This is a genomic window from Pseudomonas kuykendallii, from assembly GCF_900106975.1.
Classification (GTDB): Bacteria; Pseudomonadota; Gammaproteobacteria; order Pseudomonadales; family Pseudomonadaceae; genus Pseudomonas_O; species Pseudomonas_O kuykendallii.
Window position 1 is genome coordinate 144,919 of sequence record NZ_FNNU01000004.1, and the last position, 23,811, is coordinate 168,729.

A 23,811-nucleotide genomic window follows, 5' to 3' on the forward strand; every position below is an offset into this window, starting at 1 on the left:
TCTCGTGTCTCGAAAAGCAAAAGAGCAGCCAGGGCTGCTCTCTTTGACTGGCGGCGAGGGGCGCGAGGTCCCTGGCCAGGAAACGAATCAGCGTCTCATCGTCAGCCCGCGGCGCTCGAACTCGACGATGCGCTGGCGGTAGTGCTCGATGGTCTGCGCGGTCAGCACGCTGCGCTGGTCGTCCTTCAGCTCGCCGTTGAGCTCCTGGGACAGTTTGCGCGCGGCGGCGACCATCACGTCGAAGGCCTGCTTGGGATGACGCGGGCCTGGCAGGCCAAGGAAGAAACTCACCGCCGGCGTGCTGAACAGGTCGATGTCGTCCAGATCGAAGGTGCCCGGCTTGACCGCGTTGGCCATGGAGAACAGCACTTCGCCGTTGCCGGCCATGCTTTCGTGACGATGGAAGATGTCCATCTCGCCGAAGCGCAGGCCGCTTTCGAGGATGTTCTGCAACAGCGCCGGGCCCTTGAAGCCGAGCGCATCGCGGGAAATCACGTTGATCACCAGCACTTCCTCGACCGGCGGTAGGTCGCGGGGTTCGCCTTTGCCGGCAGCGAGGTCTTCGTCGACGGGGCTGAGCAGGGTCGGCACCGGCTCTTCGCTGCCCAGCTCCAGGTCGCCCTGGCGCGGCTCGCCGCGACGCTTGCCGTCACGCGCGCTCATGGAGGGGAGATCGCCTTCGTCCAGCTGCGGTTCGTTGTGCGCGTTGCGCTCGATCACCCGCGGCGGGCCGAGCAGTTCGGGGTCGCCTTCGTCATCGGGGAGGTTGGAGAAACTACGGTCGAGCTTGAACTTGAGTTTGCCTTTACCGCCGCGCATGCGCCGCCAGCCATCGAACAGGATGCCGACGATTACGATGATACCGACAACGATCAGCCAATAGCGCAGCTCCATGAAATCCTATGACCCCTACCTTGAATATGAAAAATGAAGAAGGGCATCCTGCCCCTTGAAACGCGGCAACTGTATGTTCTTACAGGTGTTTTCCGCGCATACTGAAATGGGTCCCTAAGCTAGCACGACGAACGGTTAAAGTGCAGTGCTTCGCTCAGGCTTCGACCAACGCAACCGCCTCTTCGACGTCCACCGCCACCAGCCGCGAACAACCGGGCTCGTGCATCGTCACCCCCATCAATTGATCGGCCATCTCCATGGCGATCTTGTTGTGGGTGATGTAGATGAACTGCACGGTTTCCGACATCTCCTTGACCAGCCTGGCATAGCGGCCGACGTTGGCGTCGTCCAGCGGCGCGTCCACTTCGTCGAGCATGCAGAACGGCGCGGGATTGAGCTGGAAGATCGCGAACACCAGCGCCAACGCCGTGAGTGCCTTTTCGCCGCCGGACAGCAGGTGAATCGTGCTGTTCTTCTTGCCCGGCGGGCGCGCCATGATCGCCACCCCGGTATCGAGTAAATCTTCGCCGGTTAGTTCCAGATAGGCCTGGCCGCCGCCGAAGACTTTCGGGAACAGCGCCTGCAACCCGCCGTTGATCTGGTCGAAGGTTTCCTTGAAGCGGTTGCGGGTTTCCTTGTCGATCTTGCGGATGACGTTTTCCAGGGTGTCCAGCGCTTCGACGAGGTCGGCGTTCTGCGCATCCAGGTAGCGCTTGCGCTCGGACTGCTGCTGGTATTCGTCGATCGCCGCCAGGTTGATCGGACCGAGGCGCTGGATACGCGCGGCGAGCCGCTCCAGTTCCTCCTCCCAGCCCTTTTCGCTGGCCTCGGCGGGCAGGCTGCCGAGCACGCCGTGGAGGTCGTAGCCGTCCTCGAGCAGTTGCTCCTGCAGGGCCTTGCGACGCACCGTCAGCGCCTGCCATTCCATGCGCTGCTGCTCCAACTGACCGCGCAGCAGTTGCGCCTGCTGTTCGGCCTGAGTGCGGCGCTTCTCGGCGTCGCGCAGCTCGCGATCGGCGTCTTCCAGCGCCAGGCGCGCCTGCTTGAGTTCTTCCTCCACGCCCATGCGCCGTTCGAGCAGTTCCTCGAGCTTGATGCGCAGTTCCTCCAGCGGCGCCTCGCCCTCCTCAAGATTGAGGCTGAGCTGCTCGCGGCGTTCGATGACGCGCTCGAACTGTTGCTCCAGACGCTCCAGCGCCTGCCGGGTGGAATCGTGCTGGGCCTTCAGCGAGCCGGCGCGCACCGCCAGCTGATGGCTGTTGTCCTTGTGCTGCCGGGCTTCCTGGCGGACGCGGTCGAGGCGCTCGCGCAGGGCGTCGCGCTGCGCCAGCAGTTGCTCGCGCTGCTCGCTGTCCGTGGCCATCGCGTCCAGGGCGTCCTGCAACTGCAGGCGCGCTTCGCCGAGTTGCTCGTGCTCCAGCGCGCGCTGCTCGTCCAGTTCGCCGAGTTCTTCTTCGAGGCGCCGGCGACGCAGGGTCAGCTGTTCGAGCCTGGCCTGGCGCGCGGACAGCTGCGCCTTGAGTTCGCCCTGCTGGCGCGCTTCGTCCTGCAGCAGGCGGCGCTGGCGTTCGCGCGCGTCTTCCTGGCTGCGCTGCTCATCGCGCCGTTGCTGCAGGCGCTCGTCGAGTTGTTCCAGGCGCGCTTCGCGTTCGCCGCGCTCGGCCTGCAGGCACTCCAGTTCCTGGCCGCGGGCAAGCAGCCCGCTTTCCGCCTCGCTGGCACGGCGCACGCGTAAAAAGTGCCGGCCGACCCAGTAGCCGTCGCGGCTGATCAGGCTTTCGCCCTCGCCCAGCGCAGCGCGGCCAGCGAGCGCCGCATCGAGGCTTTCCACGGGCCGAACCCGCGCCAGCCAAGGCGCCAGATCGACCGGCGCCTCGACCTTGTCCAGCAGGCTGCCCGGCTGGCGTGCGGAGGGTTTGCCCGGATCGAGCAGGCGCAGGTCGCCCTGCTCGAAACCCTGCAGGTCGAGCCCGGCGAAGTCGTCCAGCAACACCGCCTGCAGGTCGGCGCCGAGCACGGTTTCCACCGCCAGCTCCCAGCCCGGCTCGACGCGCAGCCCCTCGGCCAGGCGCGGATGGCGATCCAGGTGCTGCTCGCGCAGCCATTCGCCGGTTCCCTTGCCCGGGTCCAGCGCCGCCTGCTGCAGCGCTTCCAGCGATGCGATGCGACCGTCGAGGCGTTGCAGGTCGCCCTGCGCCTGCTGCTGCTCGCGCGTCGTCTGCTGCAGTTCGACGCGCAGTTGCTCGAGCCGTCCGGCCAGCGCCTGCTCGGCGGCCTGGAGCTCCTCGAGGTGCATGTCGCTGACGGCCAGTTGCTCGCTCAGTTCGAGGATCGCCGCATCGTCCGGGTCGGCGGCAAGCAAGGCGCGCTCGTCATCCAGGCGACGGCGGCGTTCGGCGAGCCGCTCCAGGCTCTGCTCCAGCTGCAGGAGGCGCGCCTGCAGCACTTCGGCGGCACGGCGCGGCTCGGCGCTGCGCTGGTTGAAGCTGTCCCACTGTTCCTGCCAGCCGTGCATGCCGGCCTCGGCGTCTTCGAGCATCGCCGCCGACTCTTCGGCCGCGGCGCTGGCCATTTCCTGCTCGGGTTCGAGGACCGCCAGCTCTTCACCGAGGGTCGCCAGCAGCGTGCGGTCGTGGCCCAGGTGGGATTCGGTTTCCAGGCGCGCGCGCTCGGCTTCGCGCAGGTCGTCCTGCAACTGGCGCAGGCGCTGCTGGCCGTGCTGGATGCTCTGCTCGACGCGGGCGATGTCTCCGCCCACGGAATAGAAGCGGCCCTGGACTTGATTGAAGCGTTCGGACAGCTCGTGGTGACCGTCGCGCAGACGCTCGATGCTGGCATCGGCGTTGCGCTGTTCGGCGACCAGCGCCTCGAAGCCGACCTCCTGATCGCCGATCACCGCTTCGCGCTGGCCGACCTGTTCGTTCAGCGCACGCCAGCGCAGGCCGGCGAGCTGGGCCCTGAGCTGACGCTCCTCGGCCTTGTATTCCTGGTATTTCTCCGCCGACTGCGCCTGCCGGTGCAGGCGTTCGAGCTGGCGCTCCAGCTCTTCGCGCAGGTCGGTCAGGCGCGCGAGGTTCTCGTGGGTGCGGCGGATGCGGCTCTCGGTCTCGCGGCGGCGCTCCTTGTACTTGGAGATGCCGGCGGCTTCCTCGATGAAGTTGCGCAGGTCCTCGGGCTTGGCCTCGATCAGCTTGGAGATCATCCCCTGCTCGATGATCGAGTAGCTGCGCGGGCCCAGGCCGGTGCCGAGGAAGATGTCGGTGATGTCGCGGCGACGGCATTTCACGCCGTTGAGGAAGTAGGTGTTCTGCGCGTCGCGGGTGACTCGGCGGCGGATGGAGATTTCCGCGAAGGCGGCGTATTCGCCGGTCAGGCTGCCGTCGGAGTTGTCGAAGATCAGCTCGATGCTGGCCTGGGTCACCGGCTTGCGGGTGTTGGAGCCGTTGAAGATGACGTCGGTCATCGACTCGCCGCGCAGATTCTTCGCCGAACTCTCGCCCATCACCCAGCGCACGGCGTCGATGATGTTCGACTTGCCACACCCGTTAGGCCCGACCACGGCGGCCATGTTGCTGGGAAAGCTCACGGTGGTCGGGTCGACGAAGGATTTGAAGCCCGCCAGCTTGATGCTTTTCAACCGCATGTGCCGCCTCGCCCCCGGGGATTCGTTCAGCGCTTGGCCAGAGCAGCCAGCACCATCTGGCAATTATGCTGGCAATAGCGGGCGACTACCTCACGAATACGCGGCGGATTGCGATCGATCACCGCCTGAAACAGGTGGCCGTAGGCGTTCATCATTTCCTTCATCTCTTCCGGATGCCCATTGATCGCCAGGTGATAGGTGCGCGCGATCGCCGGCTGCAGGTTCTCGACCACGCTTTGCAGGTAGGGGTTGTCGGCGAACGGGAAGGTGGCGGCTACGGCTTCCATGCTGGCCTCGATGAATACATCGGCATCCTCGTGCTGCATGCCCCGCATCAGGCGCTGCTGCACCTCGACGAAGGGCTGCAGCTCTTCCGGGCGCCGCCAGCGATCGGCAACGGCGTCGCTGAGCAGGATGTACAGCTCGGTCACCAGCGCATACAGGGACTTCACGTGATGCGGGGTCAGCTCGCAGACCTGGGCACCGCGTCGCGGCAGGATGTCCACCATGTGCCGACGCTCGAGAATCAGCAGCGCCTCGCGCACCGAGCCACGGCTGACATTGAGCGCCTTGACCACCTTGATCTCCTGGATACGCTCGCGCTCCTTGAGTTGGCCATGGATGATCCGCTCGGCGATATGCCGCGCTATCTGCTCGGACACGCTGTCCGGGGCTGTGAACGTCATGATTTTCCTTCGAAACAGAATGCCGAGCGACGGGGTACAAGGTGACTCGGGGAGGCAGGCATCGCCTGCAGACCGGCGTCTGGGAGCCGGCCGGGCGCGGATTGTAGCATAAGGCCACCCCTCACCAAGCCGCTCCCGATGGACTACATGGCGTCGCACCGGGGCGACGTAGCGGGCATAATTCGCGTTCGTTCACGAACCCGGATTTCCATGCGCATCCACGTCACCTTCATCGATCGCGTCGGCATCACCCAGGAGGTGCTGGCCCTCCTCGGCGGGCGCAACCTCAACCTCGACGCCGTCGAGATGGTGCCGCCGAACGTCTACATCGATGCGCCAACCCTGAGCGCCCAGGTGCTCGACGAACTGCGCGGCGCGCTGTTCAACGTCAGCGGCGTGCAGGCGGTGAACGTGGTCGACATCCTGCCCGGCCAGCACCGCCGCCTTCAGCTCGACGCGCTGCTCGCCGCCATGGCTGATCCGGTGCTGGCGGTGGACGCCAATTGCCGGGTGCTGCTGGCGAACCCGGCGCTGATCGCGGTGTGCGGGCGCCAGCTCGAAGGCGAAACGCTGGGCGAGCTGTTCGCCGACGCGCAACTGCAACAGGCGCTGCTGGACGAGGACTTCCGCCTCCCGCTGCGCGAAGTCACCCTCAACGGCCAGGCGCTGCTGCTCGACGCGATGCCGATCACCGAGGCCGTCGAAACCGACCAGCGCCATCTCGCCGGCGGCCTGCTCACGCTGTACTCGCCGAGCCGCATCGGCGAACGCCTGGCGGCGCTGCACCACGACCACGCCGAGGGCTTCGATGCCCTGCTCGGCGACTCGCCACCGTTGCGCACGCTCAAAGCCCGCGCGCAACGGGTCGCGGTGCTCGACGCGCCGCTGCTGATCCACGGCGAAACCGGCACCGGCAAGGAGCTGGTGGCCCGCGCCTGCCACGCCGTCAGCAGCCGGCGCAATGCGCCCTTCCTCGCGCTGAACTGCGCCGCGCTGCCGGAAAACCTCGCCGAGAGCGAGCTCTTCGGCTACGCCCCTGGCGCTTTCACCGGTGCCGCCCGCGGTGGCAAGCCGGGCCTGCTGGAGCTGGCCAATAAAGGCACCGTGTTCCTCGACGAGATTGGCGAGATGTCGCCCTACCTGCAGGCCAAGCTGCTGCGCTTTCTCAGCGACGGCAGTTTCCGCCGGGTCGGCGGCGAACGCGAAGTGAAGGTGGACGTGCGCATCCTCAGCGCCACCCACCGCGACCTGGAAAAGATGGTCGGCGACGGCAGCTTTCGCGAGGACCTCTTCTACCGCCTCAACGTGCTCAAGCTGGACGTGCCGCCGCTGCGCGACCGCGGCCAGGATATTCTCCTGCTCGCCGGACACTTCATGGCCCAGGCCTGCGCCCAGATCCAGCGCCCGCCCTGCCGCCTGGCGCCCGGCACCTATCCGGCACTGCTGGCCAACCGCTGGCCGGGCAACGTGCGTCAGTTGCAGAACGTGATCTTCCGCGCCGCCGCGATCAGCGAGAGCAACCTGGTGGATATCGACGACCTGGACATCGCCGGGACCGAGGTGGCGCGGCAGGGCGAAGGCGAGGTCGGCAGCCTGGAACAGGCGGTCGGCGACTTCGAGCGCGCGCTGCTGGAAAAGCTCTACGCCAGCTACCCTTCCAGCCGGCAACTGGCGCAGCGGCTGCAGACCTCGCACACAGCCATCGCCCAGCGCCTGCGCAAGTACGGCATTCCGGGCAAGGCCTGACGGCTTGAGAACCCGTATCGATATCGAAACAGCGTAGCGATATCACTACAAACAGAGCCATCGACACAGCCTGCGCAGGCTCTAGGCGCTGATTTCCACGGAAACCATTGGCCGCGTAGCGATTTCGCTACAGCACGGTGCGCCACGCCGCCGCCTGAAATACCTATAATACTGATAAATAACGATATTTTTATCATGGCACCCGGCTTGCTATGACCTGCGCAACCGCGCCCCATGCCTGGGCGCACCGTTTATCCCGCCACAGCAGCGGGAAGCCGCCAACAGGAGTTCACATGAGCGAGTTGCGTTTCACCGTCGATCACGAATGGCTGCGCCTGGACAGCGATGGCCTGGTTACCGTCGGCATCACCGCGTTCGCCCAGGACGCACTCGGCGACGTGGTCTTCGTGCAACTCCCCGAGTTGCAGGCCTACGAGGCCGGCGCCGAAGTCGCGGTACTGGAATCGGTGAAGGCGGCGAGCAACATCGTCATGCCGCTGGCGGGTGAAGTCGTGGAGATCAACCCGGAGCTGGAAGCCAGCCCGGAACGGGTCAACGAGCAACCGCTGGAGGGCGGCTGGTTTTTCCGCTTCCGCCCGTCCGATGTGGATGCGGTGGCCGGCCTGCTCGACCAAGCTGCCTACGACCGCCTGCTGAAAGCCAACGCCGAGGCCTGATCCATGACCGAACTGAGCACGCAGAACGAATTCATCGCCCGCCACATCGGCCCGCGCGAGGCCGACACCGTCGCCATGCTGCAGAGCCTGGGCTACGACTCGCTGGAAGCGCTGTCCGCCAGCGTGATCCCGGAAAGCATCAAGGGCACCAGCGTGCTCGACCTGCCGGCCGGGCAGAGCGAAGCGGCGGCCCTGGCCGAGATCAAGGCCATCGCCGCGAAGAACCAGCTGTTCACCCATTACATCGGCCAGGGTTACTACGGCACCCACACGCCGGCGCCGATCCTGCGCAACCTGCTGGAAAACCCGGCCTGGTACACCGCCTACACCCCGTATCAGCCGGAGATTTCCCAGGGTCGCCTGGAAGCGCTGCTGAACTTCCAGACGCTGATCATCGACCTCACCGGCCTGCCGATCGCCAACGCCTCGCTGCTCGACGAAGCCACCGCCGCGGCCGAGGCGATGACCTTCTGCAAGCGCCTGGCGAAGAACAAGGCGAGCAACGCCTTCTTCGCCTCCCGGCACTGCCTGCCGCAGACCCTCGACGTGCTGCGCACCCGCGCCGAGCCGCTGGGCATCGAGGTGGTGGTCGGCGACGAGCGCGAGATCGACGACGCCAGCGCCTACTTTGGCGCGCTGCTGCAGTATCCCGGCGCCGACGGCGACATCTTCGACTACCGCGAGCTGGTCGAGCGCTTTCACGCCGCCAATGCGCTGGTGGCGGTCGCCGCCGACCTGCTGGCGCTGACCCTGCTCACCCCGCCCGGCGAGTTCGGCGCCGACGTCGCCCTCGGCACCGCCCAGCGCTTCGGCGTACCGCTCGGCTTCGGCGGCCCGCACGCCGCCTACTTCGCCACCCGCGACGCCTTCAAGCGCGACATGCCGGGGCGCCTGGTGGGCGTCTCCGTGGACCGCTTCGGCAAGCCGGCACTGCGCCTGGCGATGCAGACCCGCGAGCAGCACATCCGCCGCGAGAAGGCCACCAGCAACATCTGCACCGCGCAGGTGCTGCTGGCCAACATCGCCAGCATGTACGCCGTCTACCACGGCCCGCAGGGGCTGACGCAGATCGCCCAGCGCGTGCACGGCCTGACCGCGATCCTCGCTGCCGGCCTGGTCGAGATGGGCTACGCCGTCGAGCAGGAAAGCTTCTTCGATACCCTGACGCTGGCCACGGGCGAGAAGACCGCCGCGCTGCACGCCAAGGCGCGCGAGGCGCAGATCAACCTGCGCGAAATCGATGCCACGCGCCTCGGCCTGTCGCTCAACGAAACCACCACGCCGGCCGACGTCGAAGCGCTCTGGGCGATCTTCGCCGACGCTGCGCGGCCGGACTTCGCCGCCCTCGCCTCCGCCGAACGCCGCCTGCCGGCCGCGCTGCTGCGTCAGTCGAGCTTCCTGCAGCACGCGGTGTTCAACCGCTACCACTCGGAAACCGAGCTGATGCGCTACCTGCGCAAGCTCGCCGACAAGGACCTGGCGCTGGACCGCACCATGATCCCGCTGGGCTCCTGCACCATGAAGCTCAACGCCGCCAGCGAAATGATCCCGATCACCTGGGCCGAATTCGGCAGCCTGCACCCGTTCGCACCGGTCGAGCAGAGCCAGGGCTACACCCAGCTGACCGACGACCTGGAGCGCATGCTCTGCGCCGCCACCGGCTACGACGCCATCTCGCTGCAGCCGAACGCCGGCTCCCAGGGCGAATATGCCGGCCTGCTGGCGATCCGCGCCTATCACCACAGCCATGGCGACGTGCAGCGCGACATCTGCCTGATCCCCGCCTCGGCCCACGGCACCAACCCGGCCACCGCCAGCATGGTCGGCATGCGCGTGGTCGTGGTCGCCTGCGACACGCGTGGCAACGTCGACGTCGATGACCTGCGCAAGAAGGCCGAGGAACACCGCGCGCGCCTCGCCGCGCTGATGATCACCTACCCGTCGACCCACGGCGTGTTCGAGGAAGCGATCCGCGAGATCTGCACGGTGGTGCACGACAACGGCGGCCAGGTGTACATCGACGGCGCCAACATGAACGCCATGGTCGGCCTCTGCGCACCGGGCAAGTTCGGCGGCGACGTGTCCCACCTGAACCTGCACAAGACCTTCTGCATCCCCCACGGCGGCGGCGGACCGGGCGTCGGCCCGATCGGCGTCAAGGCACACCTGGCGCCGTTCATGCCGGGCCACGGCCAGATGCAGCGCAAGGAAGGTGCGGTCAGCGCCGCGCCGTTCGGCAGCGCCAGCATCCTGCCGATCACCTGGATGTATATCCGCATGATGGGCGGCGAAGGCCTGACCCGCGCCTCGCAGATGGCGATCCTCAACGCCAACTACATCGCCCGGCGCCTGGAAGAGCACTACCCGGTGCTCTACAGCGGCAGCAACGGCCTGGTTGCCCACGAGTGCATCCTCGACCTGCGCCCGCTCAAGGAAACCAGCGGCGTCAGCGTCGACGACGTCGCCAAGCGCCTGATCGACTTCGGCTTCCACGCCCCGACCATGTCCTTCCCGGTCGCCGGCACGCTGATGATCGAACCGACCGAGAGCGAATCGCGCGAGGAGCTCGACCGCTTCTGCGACGCCATGATCGCCATCCGCGAGGAAATCCGCGCTGTGGAGAGCGGCGCCCTGCACAGCGACGACAACCCGCTGAAGAACGCCCCGCACACCGCGGCGGAGCTGGTCGGCGAGTGGAACCATCCGTACAGCCGCGAGCAGGCGGTGTATCCGCTGGCATCGCTGGTGGAGGCCAAGTACTGGCCGCCGGTCGGTCGCGTCGACAACGTCTTCGGCGACCGCAACCTGGTCTGCGCCTGCCCGTCGATCGAGGCGTACCAGGAAGCCTGATCGCCCGGCCCCGGACCTCTTCCGACGGGAGAGGGACGCAATCGACGGTCTTTCGTCAGCCAACCCTCTCCGCGGGAGAGGGTTGGCTGACGAGGTGTCCCGCGCCTCACCGGCCATAACCGAAGAGTGATTCATGTCCCTCAGCGTTTTCGACCTGTTCAAGATCGGCATCGGCCCCTCCAGCTCGCACACCGTCGGGCCGATGCGCGCCGCCGTGCGCTTCGTCGAAGGGCTGCGGCGCGACGGCCTGCTGGACGCGACCACCGGCGTCAAGGTCGAGCTGTACGGCTCGCTCGGCGCCACCGGCAAGGGTCACGGCAGCGACAAGGCGGTGCTCCTCGGCCTGGAAGGCGAACAGCCGGACAGCGTGGATACCAGCACCATCGAGCGTCGGCTGGCGGCGATCCGCTCCTCCGGCGAGCTGAAGCTGCTGGGCGAGAAGCCGATCCGCTTCGTCGAGAAGGAACACCTGGCGATGATCCGCAAGCCGCTGCCGTTCCATCCGAACGGCCTGGTGTTCCGCGCGTTCGACGCCGCCGGCATGCAGCTGCGTTCGCGTGAGTACTACTCGGTGGGCGGTGGCTTCGTCGTCGACGAGGAAGCCGCCGGCGCCGACCGCATCGTCGAAGACCGCACGCCGCTGCGCTACCCCTTCACCACCGGTGCCGAACTGCTCGCCCACTGCGCGGAATCCGGGTTGTCGATCAGCCAGGTGATGCTCATCAACGAGAGCGCCTGGCGCCCGGAGCAGGAAACCCGCGCCGGTCTCCTGCGCATCTGGCAGGTGATGCAGGACTGCGTGGCCGCCGGTTGCCGCAACGAGGGCATCATGCCCGGAGGGCTCAAGGTCAAGCGCCGCGCTGCCGCGCTACACCGGCAGCTGTGCGCGAATCCGGAAGCCAACCTGCGCGATGCGCTGAGCGTGCTCGACTGGGTCAACCTCTACGCCCTCGCGGTGAACGAGGAAAACGCCAGCGGCGGCCGTGTCGTCACCGCCCCCACCAACGGCGCCGCCGGGATCGTTCCCGCCGTGCTGCATTACTACATGCGCTTCATCGCCGGCGCGGACGAAGACGGCGTGGTGCGCTTCCTGCTCACCGCCGCCGCCATCGGCATTCTCTACAAGGAGAACGCCTCGATCTCCGGCGCCGAAGTCGGCTGCCAGGGCGAGGTCGGCGTGGCCTGCTCGATGGCCGCCGGCGCGCTCTGCGAAGTGATGGGCGGCAGCGTCCAGCAGGTGGAGAACGCCGCCGAGATCGGCATGGAGCACAACCTGGGGCTGACCTGCGACCCGGTCGGCGGGCTGGTCCAGGTGCCCTGCATCGAGCGCAACGCGATGGGCTCGGTGAAGGCGATCAACGCCGTGCGCATGGCCTTGCGTGGCGACGGCCAGCACTTCATCTCGCTGGACAAGGTGATCCGCACCATGCGCCAGACCGGCGCTGACATGAAGAGCAAATACAAGGAAACCGCGCGCGGCGGACTGGCCGTGAACATCATTGAATGTTGATCAAGAGCAGCTTGAAGCCGAAAGCCGGAAGCCTGAAGTACACATCGGCTCCTGCTTCCAGCTTCTGGCTTCAAGCTTCCAGCTAACAGAAGGAATTTCCATGACCCTCGCCAAAACCCCGCTGCACAGCCTCCACCTCGAACTCGGAGCAAAAATGGTTCCCTTCGCCGGCTACGACATGCCGGTGCAGTACCCGCTCGGGGTGATGAAGGAACACCTGCACACCCGCGAGAAGGCCGGCCTGTTCGATGTTTCGCACATGGGCCAGATCCTCCTGCGCGGCGCGGATGCCGCAGCGGCGCTGGAAAGCCTGGTGCCGGTGGACATCCTCGACCTGCCGCAAGGCATGCAGCGTTACGCGCTGTTCACCGATGACAACGGCGGCATCCTCGATGACCTGATGGTCGCCAACCTCGGCGACGACACGCTGTTCCTGGTCGTCAATGCCGCCTGCAAGGAGCAGGACCTGGCGCACCTGCAGCAACGCATCAGCGCGCGCTGCGAGATCGAAAGCCTGTTCGACGCGCGCGCCCTGCTCGCCCTGCAGGGGCCGAAGGCGGTGGACGTGCTGGCGCGCCTGGCGCCCGAGGTCGCGGGCATGACCTTCATGCAGTTCCGCCGCGTGCAACTGCTGGGCGTCGACTGCTTCGTCAGCCGCTCCGGCTACACCGGCGAGGACGGTTTCGAGATTTCCGTGCCGGTGGAGAATGCCGAAGCGCTGGCCCGCGCGCTGCTTGCCGAGGAAGAGGTACAACCCATCGGCCTCGGCGCTCGCGATTCGCTACGTCTGGAAGCCGGCCTGTGCCTCTACGGCCACGACATGAGCACCGCCACCTCGCCGATCGAGGCCAGCCTGCTGTGGGCGATGTCCAAGCCACGGCGTGCCGATGGCGCCCGCGCCGGCGGCTTCCCCGGCGCCGAGCGGATCTTCGCCCAGCAGCGCGACGGTGCGCCGAACAAACGCGTCGGCCTGCTGCCGCAGGAGCGCGTACCGGTGCGTGAGGGCGCCGAGATCGTCGATGCCGAAGGCCAGGTGATCGGGCAGGTCAGCAGCGGCGGCTTTGGCCCGAGCCTGGGCGCGCCGGTCGCCATGGGCTACGTACAGAGCAGCCACGCGGCGATCGACACCCCGGTCTGGGCCATGGTGCGCGGCAAGCGCGTACCGATGCGCGTCGCCAGGACGCCCTTCGTAGCGCAACGCTACTACCGCGGCTGAGGCTTTGCCCGGCAGGTCCGCGACGCTCGTCGCGGGCCTGTGATCCCCGAATTCCCCTCCAAAATTGTCGACAATCGACACCAATTTCCCCAAAAAGACGCAACTCGGCGGCCATCCTGAACCACTCTGTCTATTATCAATCACTAGATAACAACTAGATCAACGCCACTGAGCTGTGATCCGTACAATCCGTGGCGCTTGCGACAACCCAGCCGGGAACGATGGACATGACTCTTGCATCCGCTGTTAGCCTCACCGCGTCCCTTTGCGTCAGTGACGCCGGAGCAGGCCGATGACTTGCCGCCTGCTGCTGGCTGACGACCATGCCCTGATCCGCGCCGGCGTGCGGGTAATGATCAGCGATCTGGAAGGTTACGAGGTGGTCGGCGAGGCCGAGGATGGCGGCCAGGCCGTGGAAATGGCCCGCGAACTGGAACCGGACATCATCCTGCTGGACGTTTCGATGCGCGACGTCGGCGGCCTGGAAGCGCTGCAGCTGCTGACCAAGCACGCGCCCGGTTGCAAGGTGCTGATGCTGTCCATGCACACTGACCCGGAGACGGTCTTCCAGTCCTTGCAGAAAGGCGCCGTCGGCTACCTGCTCAAGGATGCCGCGATGGCCGAATTGCACCTCGCGCTGCGCGCGGTCGGGCGCGGTGAGCGCTACCTGAGTTCCGCGATCGCCCAGCATGTCATCGAGCAGGCCCTGGCGCGTACGCCGGTTCCGCCGAGCCTGATGCTGACCCAGCGGCAGATCGAGATCCTGCGGCTGATCTCGCGTGGCGCCTCGACCCGCGCCATCGCCAACGGCCTCGGCCTGAGCGTGAAGACCGTCGAGGCGCATCGCTCGCAGATCATGAAACGCCTGGAGATACACGACGTGCCAGGCCTGGTGCTCTACGCGGTGCGCGAAGGCATCATCAGCCCGGACGACTGATCACTCGGCAGTGGCGTGGGTCGGCGGCAATGCCTGCGCCTGACCGCCGAGCAGCGGCGAATTCGCCGGCAGGTGCACGCGCAGCGCCTTCGGCCGGACGCTCAGGCGCAGGGTCCGGACTTCGATCGGTTCGCCGTCGAGGTTCAGGTCCAGCCCTTCCGGCGCCTCGATCTCGACCCACGGCAACCGCGCGCTGACCGACACCGACTCCAGCCCGCGGATGCCGCCGGTGAGCATGGTGGTCAGCGTACCGACCACATCGGCCGGCGCCGGTACGATGCAGATATCCAGCAAGCCGTCGTCCGCCAGCGCCTGCGGGCACAACTGGTGACCGCCGCCGGCCTGGCGGCCGTTGCCGATGCCGAGCGCGAGAAACTCACCCTCCCAGCTGAAATCCGGCCCCTTGAAGCGGCCGAAGGCGGAGTGCACCTCGGGAAACTTGGTCAGGCCGGTGAGCAGATAGGCACTGCCGCCGAGTATCTTCTTCAGGTCCTCGGAGGTGTTGGCGGTGACCTTGGACCCGAAACCGCCGGTGGCCATGTTGAGGAACAACTGCCCGTTGGCATCGCCGATATCCACCGCACGGGGCGCGCTGTCCAACTGGCCGAGGGCTTCGTCCGGCGGCAGCGGCACGCCGGCGGCGCGGGCGAAGTCGTTCGCGGTGCCCAGCGGCAGCAACACCAGGCTGGCCTCGCAGTCCTTCTGCGCCATCGCCTCGGCCACGTCGCGCACGGTGCCGTCGCCGCCGCCCGCGATGATGATCGGATAGCCGGCACCCAGCGCTTCGTCGACCAGGCGCTGGGCATCGCCCGGTTCCCAGGTCACCCGTACGGTCAGCTCCCAGCCTTCCTTGCGACGCGCCATCACCGCGGCGCGAACCTCGTCGTTGGCGGCCTGCTTGCCATGCAGAATCAAGAACGCCCTGCGCTCGCTCATCACCGGTTCCCCTGGAATATCCACTGCGCGACGGCCGAATGGGCGCCCGCCTAGATCGGATCGACAGGCACGGGGAAAGTTTCTGTGCGGATGACGTGCGCGGCGGCCGGTTCGTCCGCCCGATGGCCGCGGATTTGCGCCGCCTGGTGATCGTGGCCAACGCTGGCGCTCCAGCCCGCCCGGCGAAGCATCGCCAACCCCTTTAGCCCGGATAGCCGGTAATCTCGCTGATGCTGCGGTACAGCGGCTCGAGCCGCCGGTACATGCGCTGGTAGACCTCGCGGTACAACCGCTGGTAGATCGCCTGGGCCTGCGGGTCGGGCTGGAAGACCTGGCCCACGCGGGTCATCGCGGCGATCGCGCTGGGGAAATCCGCATGCAGGCCGAGGCCCACCGCGCAATCGATGGCCGCCCCGAGGCCGGAAGTCTCGTAGAGGTGCGGGCGTTCCGCGGGCAGGCCGAAGATGTCGGCGGTCAGCTGCATCGCCGCATCGCTCTGCGAACCGCCGCCGGATACACGCAGGCGGCTGATCGGCGTGCCGGAGCGTTTCTCGATGCGCTCGCGGCCTTCGCGCAGCGCGTAGGCCAGCCCCTCGAGGATCGCCCGATACATGTGCGCCCGCGTGTGCACGTCGCCGAACCCGATGATCGCGCCTTTCGCTTCGATGCCCGGCTCGCGGATGCCGGGCGTCCAGTAGGGTTGCAGCATCAGCCCCATCGAACCCGGTGGCACCGCCCTCACCAGTTCGTCGAACAGTGCCTCCGGCTCGACGTCCAGCGCCTTGGCGCGCTGGGTTTCCTCCAGGCCGAACTGCCGCTTGAACCAGCTGACCATCCAGTAGCCGCGGTAGATCATCACCTCGCTGTTGTAGTGATCGGGAATCGCCGCCGGGTAAGGCGGGATCAGCGGCGTCACCTCCAGGTAGCGACTTCGCGTGGTGTTGATGGTGGCCGTGGTGCCGTAGGACAGACAGGCGATGTTCGGCGCCACGCCGCCAGCGCCGATCACCTCGCAGGCTTTGTCCGACGCCGCCGCGATCAGCGGAAGGCCCTGCGGAATGCCGGTGTGCGCGCTGGCTTCGGCGCTGATCGTGCCGAGCGTTTCGCCGGGTTTGTACAGCTCGGCGAGCTGCTCGCGGCGCACCGGCATCGCCTGCCACTTCCAGTCGCGCGGACCGGCCCAGCGCAGGCGCTTGTAGTCGAACGGCAGGTAGCCGACGGTGCAGCCCACCGAATCGACGAAACGCCCGGTGAGCCGGTGCGTGAGGAAGCCCGAAAGCAGCAACAGCTTGTGCGTCTTCGCCCAGATGTCCGGCTGGTTCTGCGCGATCCAGTTGACCTCGGCCTGGGCGCGCACGTGGTCCACCGTCGCCTGCGCACGCGCCACCTTGAACAGCCAGCCCCAGGGTCCCTTGATGCGCTCACGGACCTCGGCGCGCCGCTGGTCGAGCCAGAGGATCGCCGGACGCAGCGGCGTGCCCGCCGCGTCGACGTTGATCAGCGTGCCACGCTGGGTCGTCAATGCCACGCCGCGAACCAGGCGGCGGTCGACGCTGGTGCTGCGCCACAGCCGCTGGCAGGCCTCGCCCAGGCTCGCCCAGAAGTAGTCCGGGTCCTGCTCCGCCCAGCCCGGCTGCGCCGAATAGTAGGGTTCCAGCTCGACCTTGCCCTTGCCGATCAGGTTGCCGGACAGGTCGAACAGCAAGGCGCGGACACTCTGGGTGCCGTTGTCGATGGCCAGCAGGTAACTTGGTTCGCTCACGATGCGCTCACTCGGCTCATGTCTTCATTCCCGCGGCAGGCGATAGCAGCTCTGCCATAGCTGCAGGTAGTCGCGCACTTCGCGCAGCCAGCGCTCGTCGCTCCAGCCCAGCCGCGCCTGGCACAGCGAGCGGATGCGCGGCAACTCGGCCTCGGCGCCGTTGGCGAGCAGCAGCCCGAGACGCGTGCGGCGCAGCAGCAGGTCGTCCAGATGCAGCACCAGCTCGTTCTGCGCCGCCCAGGCCAGCTCCGCCCAGAGCGTGTCGGTGGCGCCCACCCGCTCGGGCCCGACTTCGTCCAGCAACGCCAGTACACCTTGCAGCTCGCGCCCGTGCCGCCCGGCCAGACGCCGCTGCCGGGCCGGCGACAGGGAAGGCATCGGCTGCGCAGGCTGCTGGCGAAACACCGCCGCGCCGCGGTCGTCCAGTTCGCGGCCGACGAAGCCGGTACAGGCGCGCAGCACTTCCAGCGCCAGCAGGCGGAAGGTGGTCAGCTTGCCGCCGGCCAGGGTCACGCAGCCGGGTTCGACCCAGAGCAGGTGTTCGCGCTTCTCGTCCGACGGCTTGAGCGTGGAGCCGGCCGCGCAGACCACCGGACGCACGCCGGCCCAGGTCGACAGCACGTCCGCCGCGGCGATACGCGCGCCGGGGAACTGCTGGGCACAGGCCGCGAGCAGGTAGTCGGCCTCGTCGACGCTGATCCGCGCCTCGCGATCCAGCGACTCGGCGTGGTCGAGATCCGTGGTGCCGACCACCGTGGCGCCCTCCCAGGGGAAGACGAACACCGGGCGCCGGTCCTGCTCATGCAGGAAGCTGAACGCATGCGCCACCGGCAGCCGCCAGGCCGGAAGCAGCAGGTGGCTGCCACGCAACGGGCGAATCCGCACGTCGTCGTCCTGGCGGAACCGACCTGCCCAGGCGCCGGTGGCCTGCGCCACGGCTCGCGCGCGAAACCGCAGGCGCTGGCCGCTCTCGCGATCCTCGCCGAGCAGGCCGACCACCCGGCCCTCCTCGCGCAGCAGCTCGACGACTTCGATGCCGTTCAGCGCCTCGCCACCGTCGCCGCGCGCCTCGCCGAGCACGCGCATCACCAGCCGCGCATCGTCGGTCACCGCATCGAAGAAACGCGTGCCGCCAAGCAGCCCGTCCTCCTTCAGCCCCGGCGCCAGGTAGCGCAGCTGCTGCAGCGAATGGAACAGGTGGTTGCGCTTGCCGGCCAGGGCGTCATACAGCGAGAGCACCCCGCCGAAGACCTTCGGCCCGGGAAAGGTGGCGCGGTAGTGCGCCATGATGAAACTCAGCGGGTCCACCAGCCCCGGTGCCTCGGCGAGCAGGCGCTGGCGTTCGCGCACCGAATCGCGGGTCAGGCCGAACTGGCCCTTGGCGATGTAGCGCAGGCCGCCGTGGACCATCTTCGACGAACGACTCGACGTGCCCCAGGCGAAATCCCGCTGCTCCAGCAGCAGGCATTTCCAGCCGCGTCGGGCCGCTTCGCGCAGGATGCCGGCGCCGCTGATGCCGCCGCCGATGATGATCAGGTCCCACTCGCGGGCCGCCAGCTCGGGCAGCGCGCGCTCGCGCCAGGCGGCGTTCCAGACGCTCATTCCGGCAACAGCACGCCGGGAGCCAGGCGGCCTTCCGGGTCGAAATGAACCGCCAGCGCACGCAGCGCGGCCATGCCTCGCTCGCCCTTCTCCACCGCCAGGTAGGGAGCATGGTCGCGGCCGACGCCATGCTGGTGGCTGATGGTGCCGCGGTTGTCGACGATGCAACGGCTGGCGGCGTGCTTGAGCCGTTGCCAGCGCTCCAGCGCCTGCGCGTAGCTGCCGCCCGGCCGATACACGTAGGTGGTGTAGAGGCTGCAGCCTTCACCGTAGACGTGGGACAGGTGGGTGAACACGTGGACCCGCTCGCCCGCATCGGCAAGGCCATCGCGCAGGCTGGCCTCGAGCCTGTTCAGCAACGTGTCGACGTTGCTCCAGTCGGTGGCGGTTTCCAGCGTGTCCACCAGGTAGCCGGCGCTCCACAGGCCGTGGCGCAGGTAGGGGAAACGGAAGCGGTTCTGCGCCCATTTGCGGCCCAGCAGTGTGCCGGTGAACACCCCGCCGAAGCTCCGCAGGAGCTTCCTCGCCTGGCGCAGCGAAGCGGCGTTCTGCACGCGGCTGCCGGTGACGCCGAAAGTCAGCATGCATTTGTCGCCCCGCGCACCGCGCAGCGCCAGGTACTTCTCCAGCAGCGCGATCTGCTCCGGATGACCGGCCAGCGCCAGTTGGGTGCGGGTCTCGATGGCATTGGACAGACGCAGCATCGACAGCGGCACCCGCGCCTGCGCCAGGCTGCGGATCGCCTCCAGCGCGCGCGGCCAGTCGGGCAGGAATACCGCGTAGAAGGTTTCCGCATCGGGCAGGCGGCTGATGCGCACCCGGACCTCGGAGATCACCCCGAAGCGCCCTTCCGAACCCAGCACCATTTCGCGCAGATCGGGACCGGCCGCCGACGCCGGAAAACTCGGCAGCTGCAACGGGCCGGCGAAGGTTTCCAGCGTGCCGCCGGCGAACAGTTGCTCGATGCGTCCATAACGCAGCGACTGCTGGCCGCTGGAGCGCGCGGCCACCCAGCCGCCGAGGGTCGACAGCTCCCAGGATTGCGGGAAGTGCCCGAGGGTGTAGCCCTGCGCGCGCAGTTGGCTTTCCACCTGAGGGCCGTTGGCGCCGGGGCCGAAGGTGGCGATCAGACTCGCGGCGTCGATCTCCAGCAGGCTGTTCATGCGCTCCAGCGAGAGCGTCAGCACCGGCCGTTCGCCGTGCTGGGGATTGATGTGGCCGGCCACCGAAGTGCCGCCGCCGTAGGGGATCAGGACCAGGTCCCGCTCCGCCGCCCAGGCCATCAGCTCGCGGATCTGCCCGGCGGTTTCGGGAAAGGCCACGCCATCGGGAAACACGCCGAAGTCGCCCGAGCGCATCGCCAGCCAGTCCGGCAGGCTCTGCCCGCGGGCGTGGCGCAGGCGATCCTCGGCGTCCAGGCTGACCTGCGGATGCGCCGGCAGTCGCGACGCGGGCACACGGGCCAGCACCTGCTCGAGCGTCGCATCGGCCAGCGGCTCGCCGGCACCGATCAGCGCGTGGAGAAATTCAGCCCCGTGCGCCGGCAATTCGACCTCGGTGGTGTCTTCGCCCCAGCCATTCCAGCGTCGCATTCCGCCCTCCCTCGTCCGGTATTCCGGAGCTTGTTGTTCGCTGCCTATACTAGCCGGCAGCCGCTCCGCGTCACTGTCGGATCGGGACAGACGAGCTCGCCAAACGCGCCATCAGAAGAACAAGAAACCCATGCAAAGCCTCGGCTACACCTCCGTGCCGGTCCTGCTGAAATACCTGCGCTACGCCGAACACCTCGGCCTGGACTGCGCGCCCGCGCTCGCCGCCGCCGGCATTTCCCGCCAGGCGCTGGCCGACAACGGCGGACGCTTCCCCAGCGAGCTCCACGAAACCCTCCTCGCCGAACTGGCCGAACGCTCCGCCGACCCGCTGTTCGGCCTGCATGCCGCGCGCTTCGTGCAGCCCGGCTCGTGGAGCGTGCTGGGCTACATCACCATGAACTGCGCGACCCTGGGCGAAGCCATGGCGCGCATCGTGCCCTACGAAAAACTGGTCGGCGACATGGGCACCAGCCGCATCGAAAACGACGGCGGGCAGATCCGGCTGAGCTGGAACTGCCGGCATCGGCACGGCGAGGTGCGGCGGCACATGGTGGAGAACGTGCTGGCGTCTTGGCTGCTCTACGCGCGCTGGATCGCCGACCTGCAACGCTCGCCGAGCGAAGTCTGGTTCGAGCACGCCCAGCCGGCCGGCACCACGCAGGCGGATTACCAGGCGGTGTTCGGCTGCCCGGTGCGCTTCGAGCAGCGTTGCAGCGCCCTGCTAGTCCCCGGCGAATATCTGGGCGTGCCGCTGCGCCAGGCGGACGCCAACCTGCTGCGCACCCTGGAGGCGCACGCGCTCGCGCTGATGGCCGAGCTGGATGTGGACGAACCGCTGCCGCTACGGGTGAAGAACGTGCTGCGCCAGTCGCTGCGGGACGGGATGCCGAGCAAGGAACGCGTCGCGGAGAAATTCCACCTGAGCCTTCGCACCCTGCAGCGCCGGTTGCAGGAAGCCGGCACCAGCTATCAGCAGGTGCTCGACGAATTGCGCCGGGAGCTGGCCGAACGCTACCTGCTGGGCAGCGACCTGCCGATCCAGGAGATCGCCGTCTACCTCGGTTTCAGCGAGCCACGCTCGTTCCACCGCAGCTTCAAGGCCTGGACCGGACACACGCCGGGAGAATTCCGTGAGCGCCGGCGCGCCCCTCAGGAAACGGGGTTGCCGGCGCTCGGCTAGCCGAGCAACTCGCTCAGCGGGATGAAGCGGATCGGATCGCCCTCTTCCAGCGTCTGGCCTTCGCGCACCTCCACCAGGCCGTTGGCCCAGGCGGCGCTGCTCAGCACCCCGGAACTCTGGTTCGGATGCAACAGGGCGCGGTTGTTCTCCAGCCGCGCGCGGAGAAATTCCCGGCGCGTGCCCGGTTTGCGCCAGACGAAACCGGCAGCCACCTCGAAGCCCAGTGGCCCGACCTCAACCACGCCCAGGCGCCGCAGCAGGTAAGGCCGCGCCAGCAGGGCGAAGGTCACCAGCGACGACCCCGGATTGCCCGGCAGGCCGATCACGGGAACGCCCTGGCAATGCCCGACGGTCAGTGGTTTTCCCGGCTTGAGGGCAAGTTTCCACAGGGTCAGCTCGCCCTCTTCGCGCAGCACTTCGCCGAGGAAATCCGCCTCGCCCACCGACACGCCGCCGGTGGACAGGATCAGGTCGACATCGCCGAGATTTCGCAGCGTCTGCCGCGTCAGTTCGAGGTCGTCGGCGAGGATGCCGGCGTCCACTACGGCGCAGCCCAAACGCTGCAACCAGGCGATCAGCAAACGGCGGTTGCTGTTGTAGATCTGTCCGGCGCCCAGCGGCTGGCCCGGCTCGACCAACTCGTCACCGGTGGACAGCACGGCGACGCGCGGACGGCGCCGAACGCCCAGTTGCGCGGCGCCCAGCGAGGCGGCAAGGCCAAGCTCGATCGGCCCGAGCTGGGTACCGGCCGGCAGCACGCTGTCGCCGACGCGGGTCTCGTGGCCTTGCAGGCGGATGTTGCGATGGGCCCGCAGCGGCTCGACGAAGCGCACCCGGCCGTCGTCCAGCACCTCGGCGTTCTCCTGCATCTCCACCGTGTCGGCACCCGCCGGCACTGGCGCGCCGGTGAAGATGCGCGCGCAGGTTCCCGGCTGCAGCGTCGCCGGAGCGCTGCCGGCGAGGATGCGCTGGCTGACGACCAGCGGTTCGCCGGTCCAGTCGGCAAGCGCCAATGCGTAGCCATCCATCGCGCTGTTATCCCACGGCGGCAGGTCGAGACCGGACACCAGCGCCTCGGCCAGCACCCGACCGTCGGCCTCGGCGAGTCCGACCTGCTCCACCTCGTTTATCGGGCAGGTCTCGGCCATCGCCAGCAGACGCGCCAGGGCGTCCTCCAGCGGCAACAGGCCGGGATGGTCGCAGCCACTCATCCGCGGCTCTCGCAGGGTTCGGCCTGTTTTAGATGCGGCACGAAATTGCAGGGACGGAAACGCGCGTCCAGCTGCTCGGCGAGGATGCCGTCCCAGGCGGTGCGGCAGGCGTTGGTCGAACCCGGCAGGCAGCAGACGAGCGTGCCGTTGGAGAGTCCGGCCAGGGCGCGCGACTGCATGGTGGAGGTGCCGATATCCGCCACGGAAATCTGCCGGAAGACCTCGCCGAAGCCATCCACCTGCTTGTCCAGCAGGCAGCCGACCGCCTCGGGCGTGCTGTCGCGCTCGGTGAAACCGGTGCCGCCGGTGATCAATACCACCTGCACGCGGTCATCGGCGATCCAGGCAGCGACCTGGGCGCGGATCTTGTAGATGTCGTCCTTGAGCAGCACGCGATCGGCCAGTACGTGGCCAGCGCTGGTGAGGCGGTCGACGAACAGCTGGCCGGAGGTGTCGGTTTCCAGCGAACGGGTATCGCTGACGGTCAGAACGGCGATATTCAGCGGTACGAACACCGCGTCAGCCTTGTGGCTCATGGCAGTTTTCCAGTTGTCGGGGAAGAAGGGCCGGTGTTATATCACAGCCCCGTTTTGGAGGTCCCCGATGCCGTCAATGCCGCCGGTTCCCTGCTCCGTACTGCTGCTTTCCGGCGGCCGGGGACAACGCATGGGCGGCCGCGACAAGGGCCTGATCGACTGGCGCGGTCGGCCGCTGATCGCCTGGCTGCACGCGTTGGTGCGACCGCTGACCGACGACCTGATCATCTCCTGCAATCGCAACGCCGAACGCTATGGCCGTTACGCCGACCAGCTGGTGAGCGACGACAGCCCCGACTTCCCCGGCCCACTGGCGGGCATTCGCGCCGGCCTGAAGGCCGCCCGCCACGATCACCTGCTGGTGCTGCCCTGCGACGCGCCGCTGCTGGATCGCGAGCTGCTCGACGCGCTGCTGGCGCAGGTCGGCGAACATCCGGTGATGCTGCATCGGGGCGGCTATTGGGAACCGCTGTTCGCCGTGCTGCCGACCCGGCTGAAGGAGGCCGTCGAACAGGCCTGGCTCGCCGGCGAACGCAGCCCGCAACGGATTTTCCGCGAACGCTCGCCCGTCGCGGTCGAGTGCGACATCGACGATCCGCGCCTGGCCAACCTCAACAGCCCGGAACTCCTGGCATCCGCCGCCGAAGACGGGGACCGGCCGCGCGCCGATTGAACGGCACCCGCCGGCGCAAAAAAAGCCCGCTCTAACCCCTTGTGCGGCAAAACTTTTTCGGTACAATGCGCGCCATTCTCGGAGCGTAGCGCAGCTTGGTAGCGCGTCTCGTTCGGGACGAGAAGGTCGCTGGTTCGAATCCAGTCGCTCCGACCAACAC

17 protein-coding genes and 1 tRNA gene are annotated in these 23,811 nt (G+C 67.7%); 9 read left to right on the plus strand and 9 right to left on the minus strand.

Annotated elements, in window-relative coordinates; all coding sequences use genetic code 11:
• Positions 1-87: 87 nt before the first annotated feature.
• From zipA to BLV15_RS14040, 3 genes are all read right to left on the minus strand, one after another.
• Positions 88-894, minus strand: a complete 807-nt coding sequence (gene zipA / locus BLV15_RS14030; RefSeq protein WP_090229428.1) for a cell division protein ZipA — start codon at positions 892-894, stop codon at positions 88-90.
• Between the two features lie 154 nt (positions 895-1,048).
• Positions 1,049-4,537 (minus strand): chromosome segregation protein SMC, encoded by a 3,489-nt coding sequence (smc, locus tag BLV15_RS14035; protein WP_090229431.1) that lies wholly within the window; start codon positions 4,535-4,537, stop codon positions 1,049-1,051.
• A 26-nt stretch (positions 4,538-4,563) separates the two neighbouring features.
• Complete coding sequence (locus tag BLV15_RS14040; protein WP_090229433.1) at positions 4,564-5,223, minus strand: GntR family transcriptional regulator; 660 nt, start codon at positions 5,221-5,223, stop codon at positions 4,564-4,566.
• Positions 5,224-5,433: 210 nt separating this feature from the next.
• Between BLV15_RS14040 and BLV15_RS14045 the strand changes: the two genes are divergently transcribed.
• From BLV15_RS14045 to BLV15_RS14070, 6 genes are all read left to right on the plus strand, one after another.
• Complete coding sequence (locus BLV15_RS14045) at positions 5,434-6,969, plus strand: sigma-54-dependent transcriptional regulator (RefSeq protein ID WP_090229436.1); 1,536 nt, start codon at positions 5,434-5,436, stop codon at positions 6,967-6,969.
• Between the two features lie 293 nt (positions 6,970-7,262).
• Complete coding sequence (gene gcvH, locus BLV15_RS14050; RefSeq protein ID WP_090229438.1) at positions 7,263-7,646, plus strand: glycine cleavage system protein GcvH; 384 nt, start codon at positions 7,263-7,265, stop codon at positions 7,644-7,646.
• Between the two features lie 3 nt (positions 7,647-7,649).
• Positions 7,650-10,496: an aminomethyl-transferring glycine dehydrogenase gene (gcvP, locus tag BLV15_RS14055; protein ID WP_090229441.1), complete on the plus strand. Its 2,847-nt coding sequence runs from the start codon at positions 7,650-7,652 to the stop codon at positions 10,494-10,496.
• A 133-nt stretch (positions 10,497-10,629) separates the two neighbouring features.
• Complete coding sequence (locus tag BLV15_RS14060; protein WP_090229444.1) at positions 10,630-12,006, plus strand: L-serine ammonia-lyase; 1,377 nt, start codon at positions 10,630-10,632, stop codon at positions 12,004-12,006.
• A gap of 100 nt (positions 12,007-12,106) precedes the next feature.
• Complete coding sequence (gcvT, locus tag BLV15_RS14065) at positions 12,107-13,222, plus strand: glycine cleavage system aminomethyltransferase GcvT (RefSeq protein ID WP_090229446.1); 1,116 nt, start codon at positions 12,107-12,109, stop codon at positions 13,220-13,222.
• 292 nt (positions 13,223-13,514) lie between these two features.
• Positions 13,515-14,159: a response regulator gene (locus BLV15_RS14070; protein WP_090229449.1), complete on the plus strand. Its 645-nt coding sequence runs from the start codon at positions 13,515-13,517 to the stop codon at positions 14,157-14,159.
• Here BLV15_RS14070 and yegS read toward each other — a convergent pair whose 3' ends face one another.
• From yegS to BLV15_RS14090, 4 genes are all read right to left on the minus strand, one after another.
• Positions 14,160-15,095: a lipid kinase YegS gene (gene yegS / locus BLV15_RS14075; RefSeq protein ID WP_090229452.1), complete on the minus strand. Its 936-nt coding sequence runs from the start codon at positions 15,093-15,095 to the stop codon at positions 14,160-14,162. It abuts the gene before it with no gap.
• 202 nt (positions 15,096-15,297) lie between these two features.
• A complete protein-coding gene (locus tag BLV15_RS14080; RefSeq protein WP_090229455.1) occupies positions 15,298-16,857 on the minus strand; it encodes an FGGY-family carbohydrate kinase in 1,560 nt (519 codons plus the stop codon).
• 24 nt (positions 16,858-16,881) lie between these two features.
• The gene (locus BLV15_RS14085) at positions 16,882-18,459 is read right to left on the minus strand and encodes a glycerol-3-phosphate dehydrogenase/oxidase (protein WP_090229457.1); all 1,578 of its coding nucleotides are present in this window, start codon (positions 18,457-18,459) and stop codon (positions 16,882-16,884) included.
• Complete coding sequence (locus BLV15_RS14090; protein WP_090229459.1) at positions 18,456-20,051, minus strand: FAD-binding oxidoreductase; 1,596 nt, start codon at positions 20,049-20,051, stop codon at positions 18,456-18,458. Before BLV15_RS14090 ends, BLV15_RS14085 begins: the two co-directional genes overlap by 4 nt.
• A 130-nt stretch (positions 20,052-20,181) precedes the next feature.
• Between BLV15_RS14090 and gliR the strand changes: the two genes are divergently transcribed.
• On the plus strand, positions 20,182-21,231 hold the full coding sequence (gliR, locus tag BLV15_RS14095) for an AraC family transcriptional regulator GliR (RefSeq protein ID WP_090229461.1): 1,050 nt from the start codon (positions 20,182-20,184) through the stop codon (positions 21,229-21,231).
• Here the strand turns inward: gliR and BLV15_RS14100 are convergent.
• The gene (locus BLV15_RS14100; RefSeq protein WP_090229464.1) at positions 21,228-22,442 is read right to left on the minus strand and encodes a molybdopterin molybdotransferase MoeA; all 1,215 of its coding nucleotides are present in this window, start codon (positions 22,440-22,442) and stop codon (positions 21,228-21,230) included. The two genes, gliR and BLV15_RS14100, sit on opposite strands and share 4 nt — an antisense overlap.
• Positions 22,439-22,978 (minus strand): molybdenum cofactor biosynthesis protein B, encoded by a 540-nt coding sequence (gene moaB, locus BLV15_RS14105; protein ID WP_090229466.1) that lies wholly within the window; start codon positions 22,976-22,978, stop codon positions 22,439-22,441. The genes BLV15_RS14100 and moaB overlap by 4 nt, the downstream gene beginning before the upstream one ends.
• A gap of 67 nt (positions 22,979-23,045) precedes the next feature.
• On the opposite strand from moaB, the gene mobA reads away from it, so the two are divergent.
• Together mobA and BLV15_RS14115 are read left to right on the plus strand one after the other, a co-directional pair.
• The gene (gene mobA / locus BLV15_RS14110) at positions 23,046-23,651 is read left to right on the plus strand and encodes a molybdenum cofactor guanylyltransferase MobA (RefSeq protein WP_090229469.1); all 606 of its coding nucleotides are present in this window, start codon (positions 23,046-23,048) and stop codon (positions 23,649-23,651) included.
• A 79-nt stretch (positions 23,652-23,730) separates the two neighbouring features.
• Positions 23,731-23,807: transfer RNA gene (locus BLV15_RS14115), tRNA-Pro, on the plus strand.
• Positions 23,808-23,811: the final 4 nt, after the last annotated feature.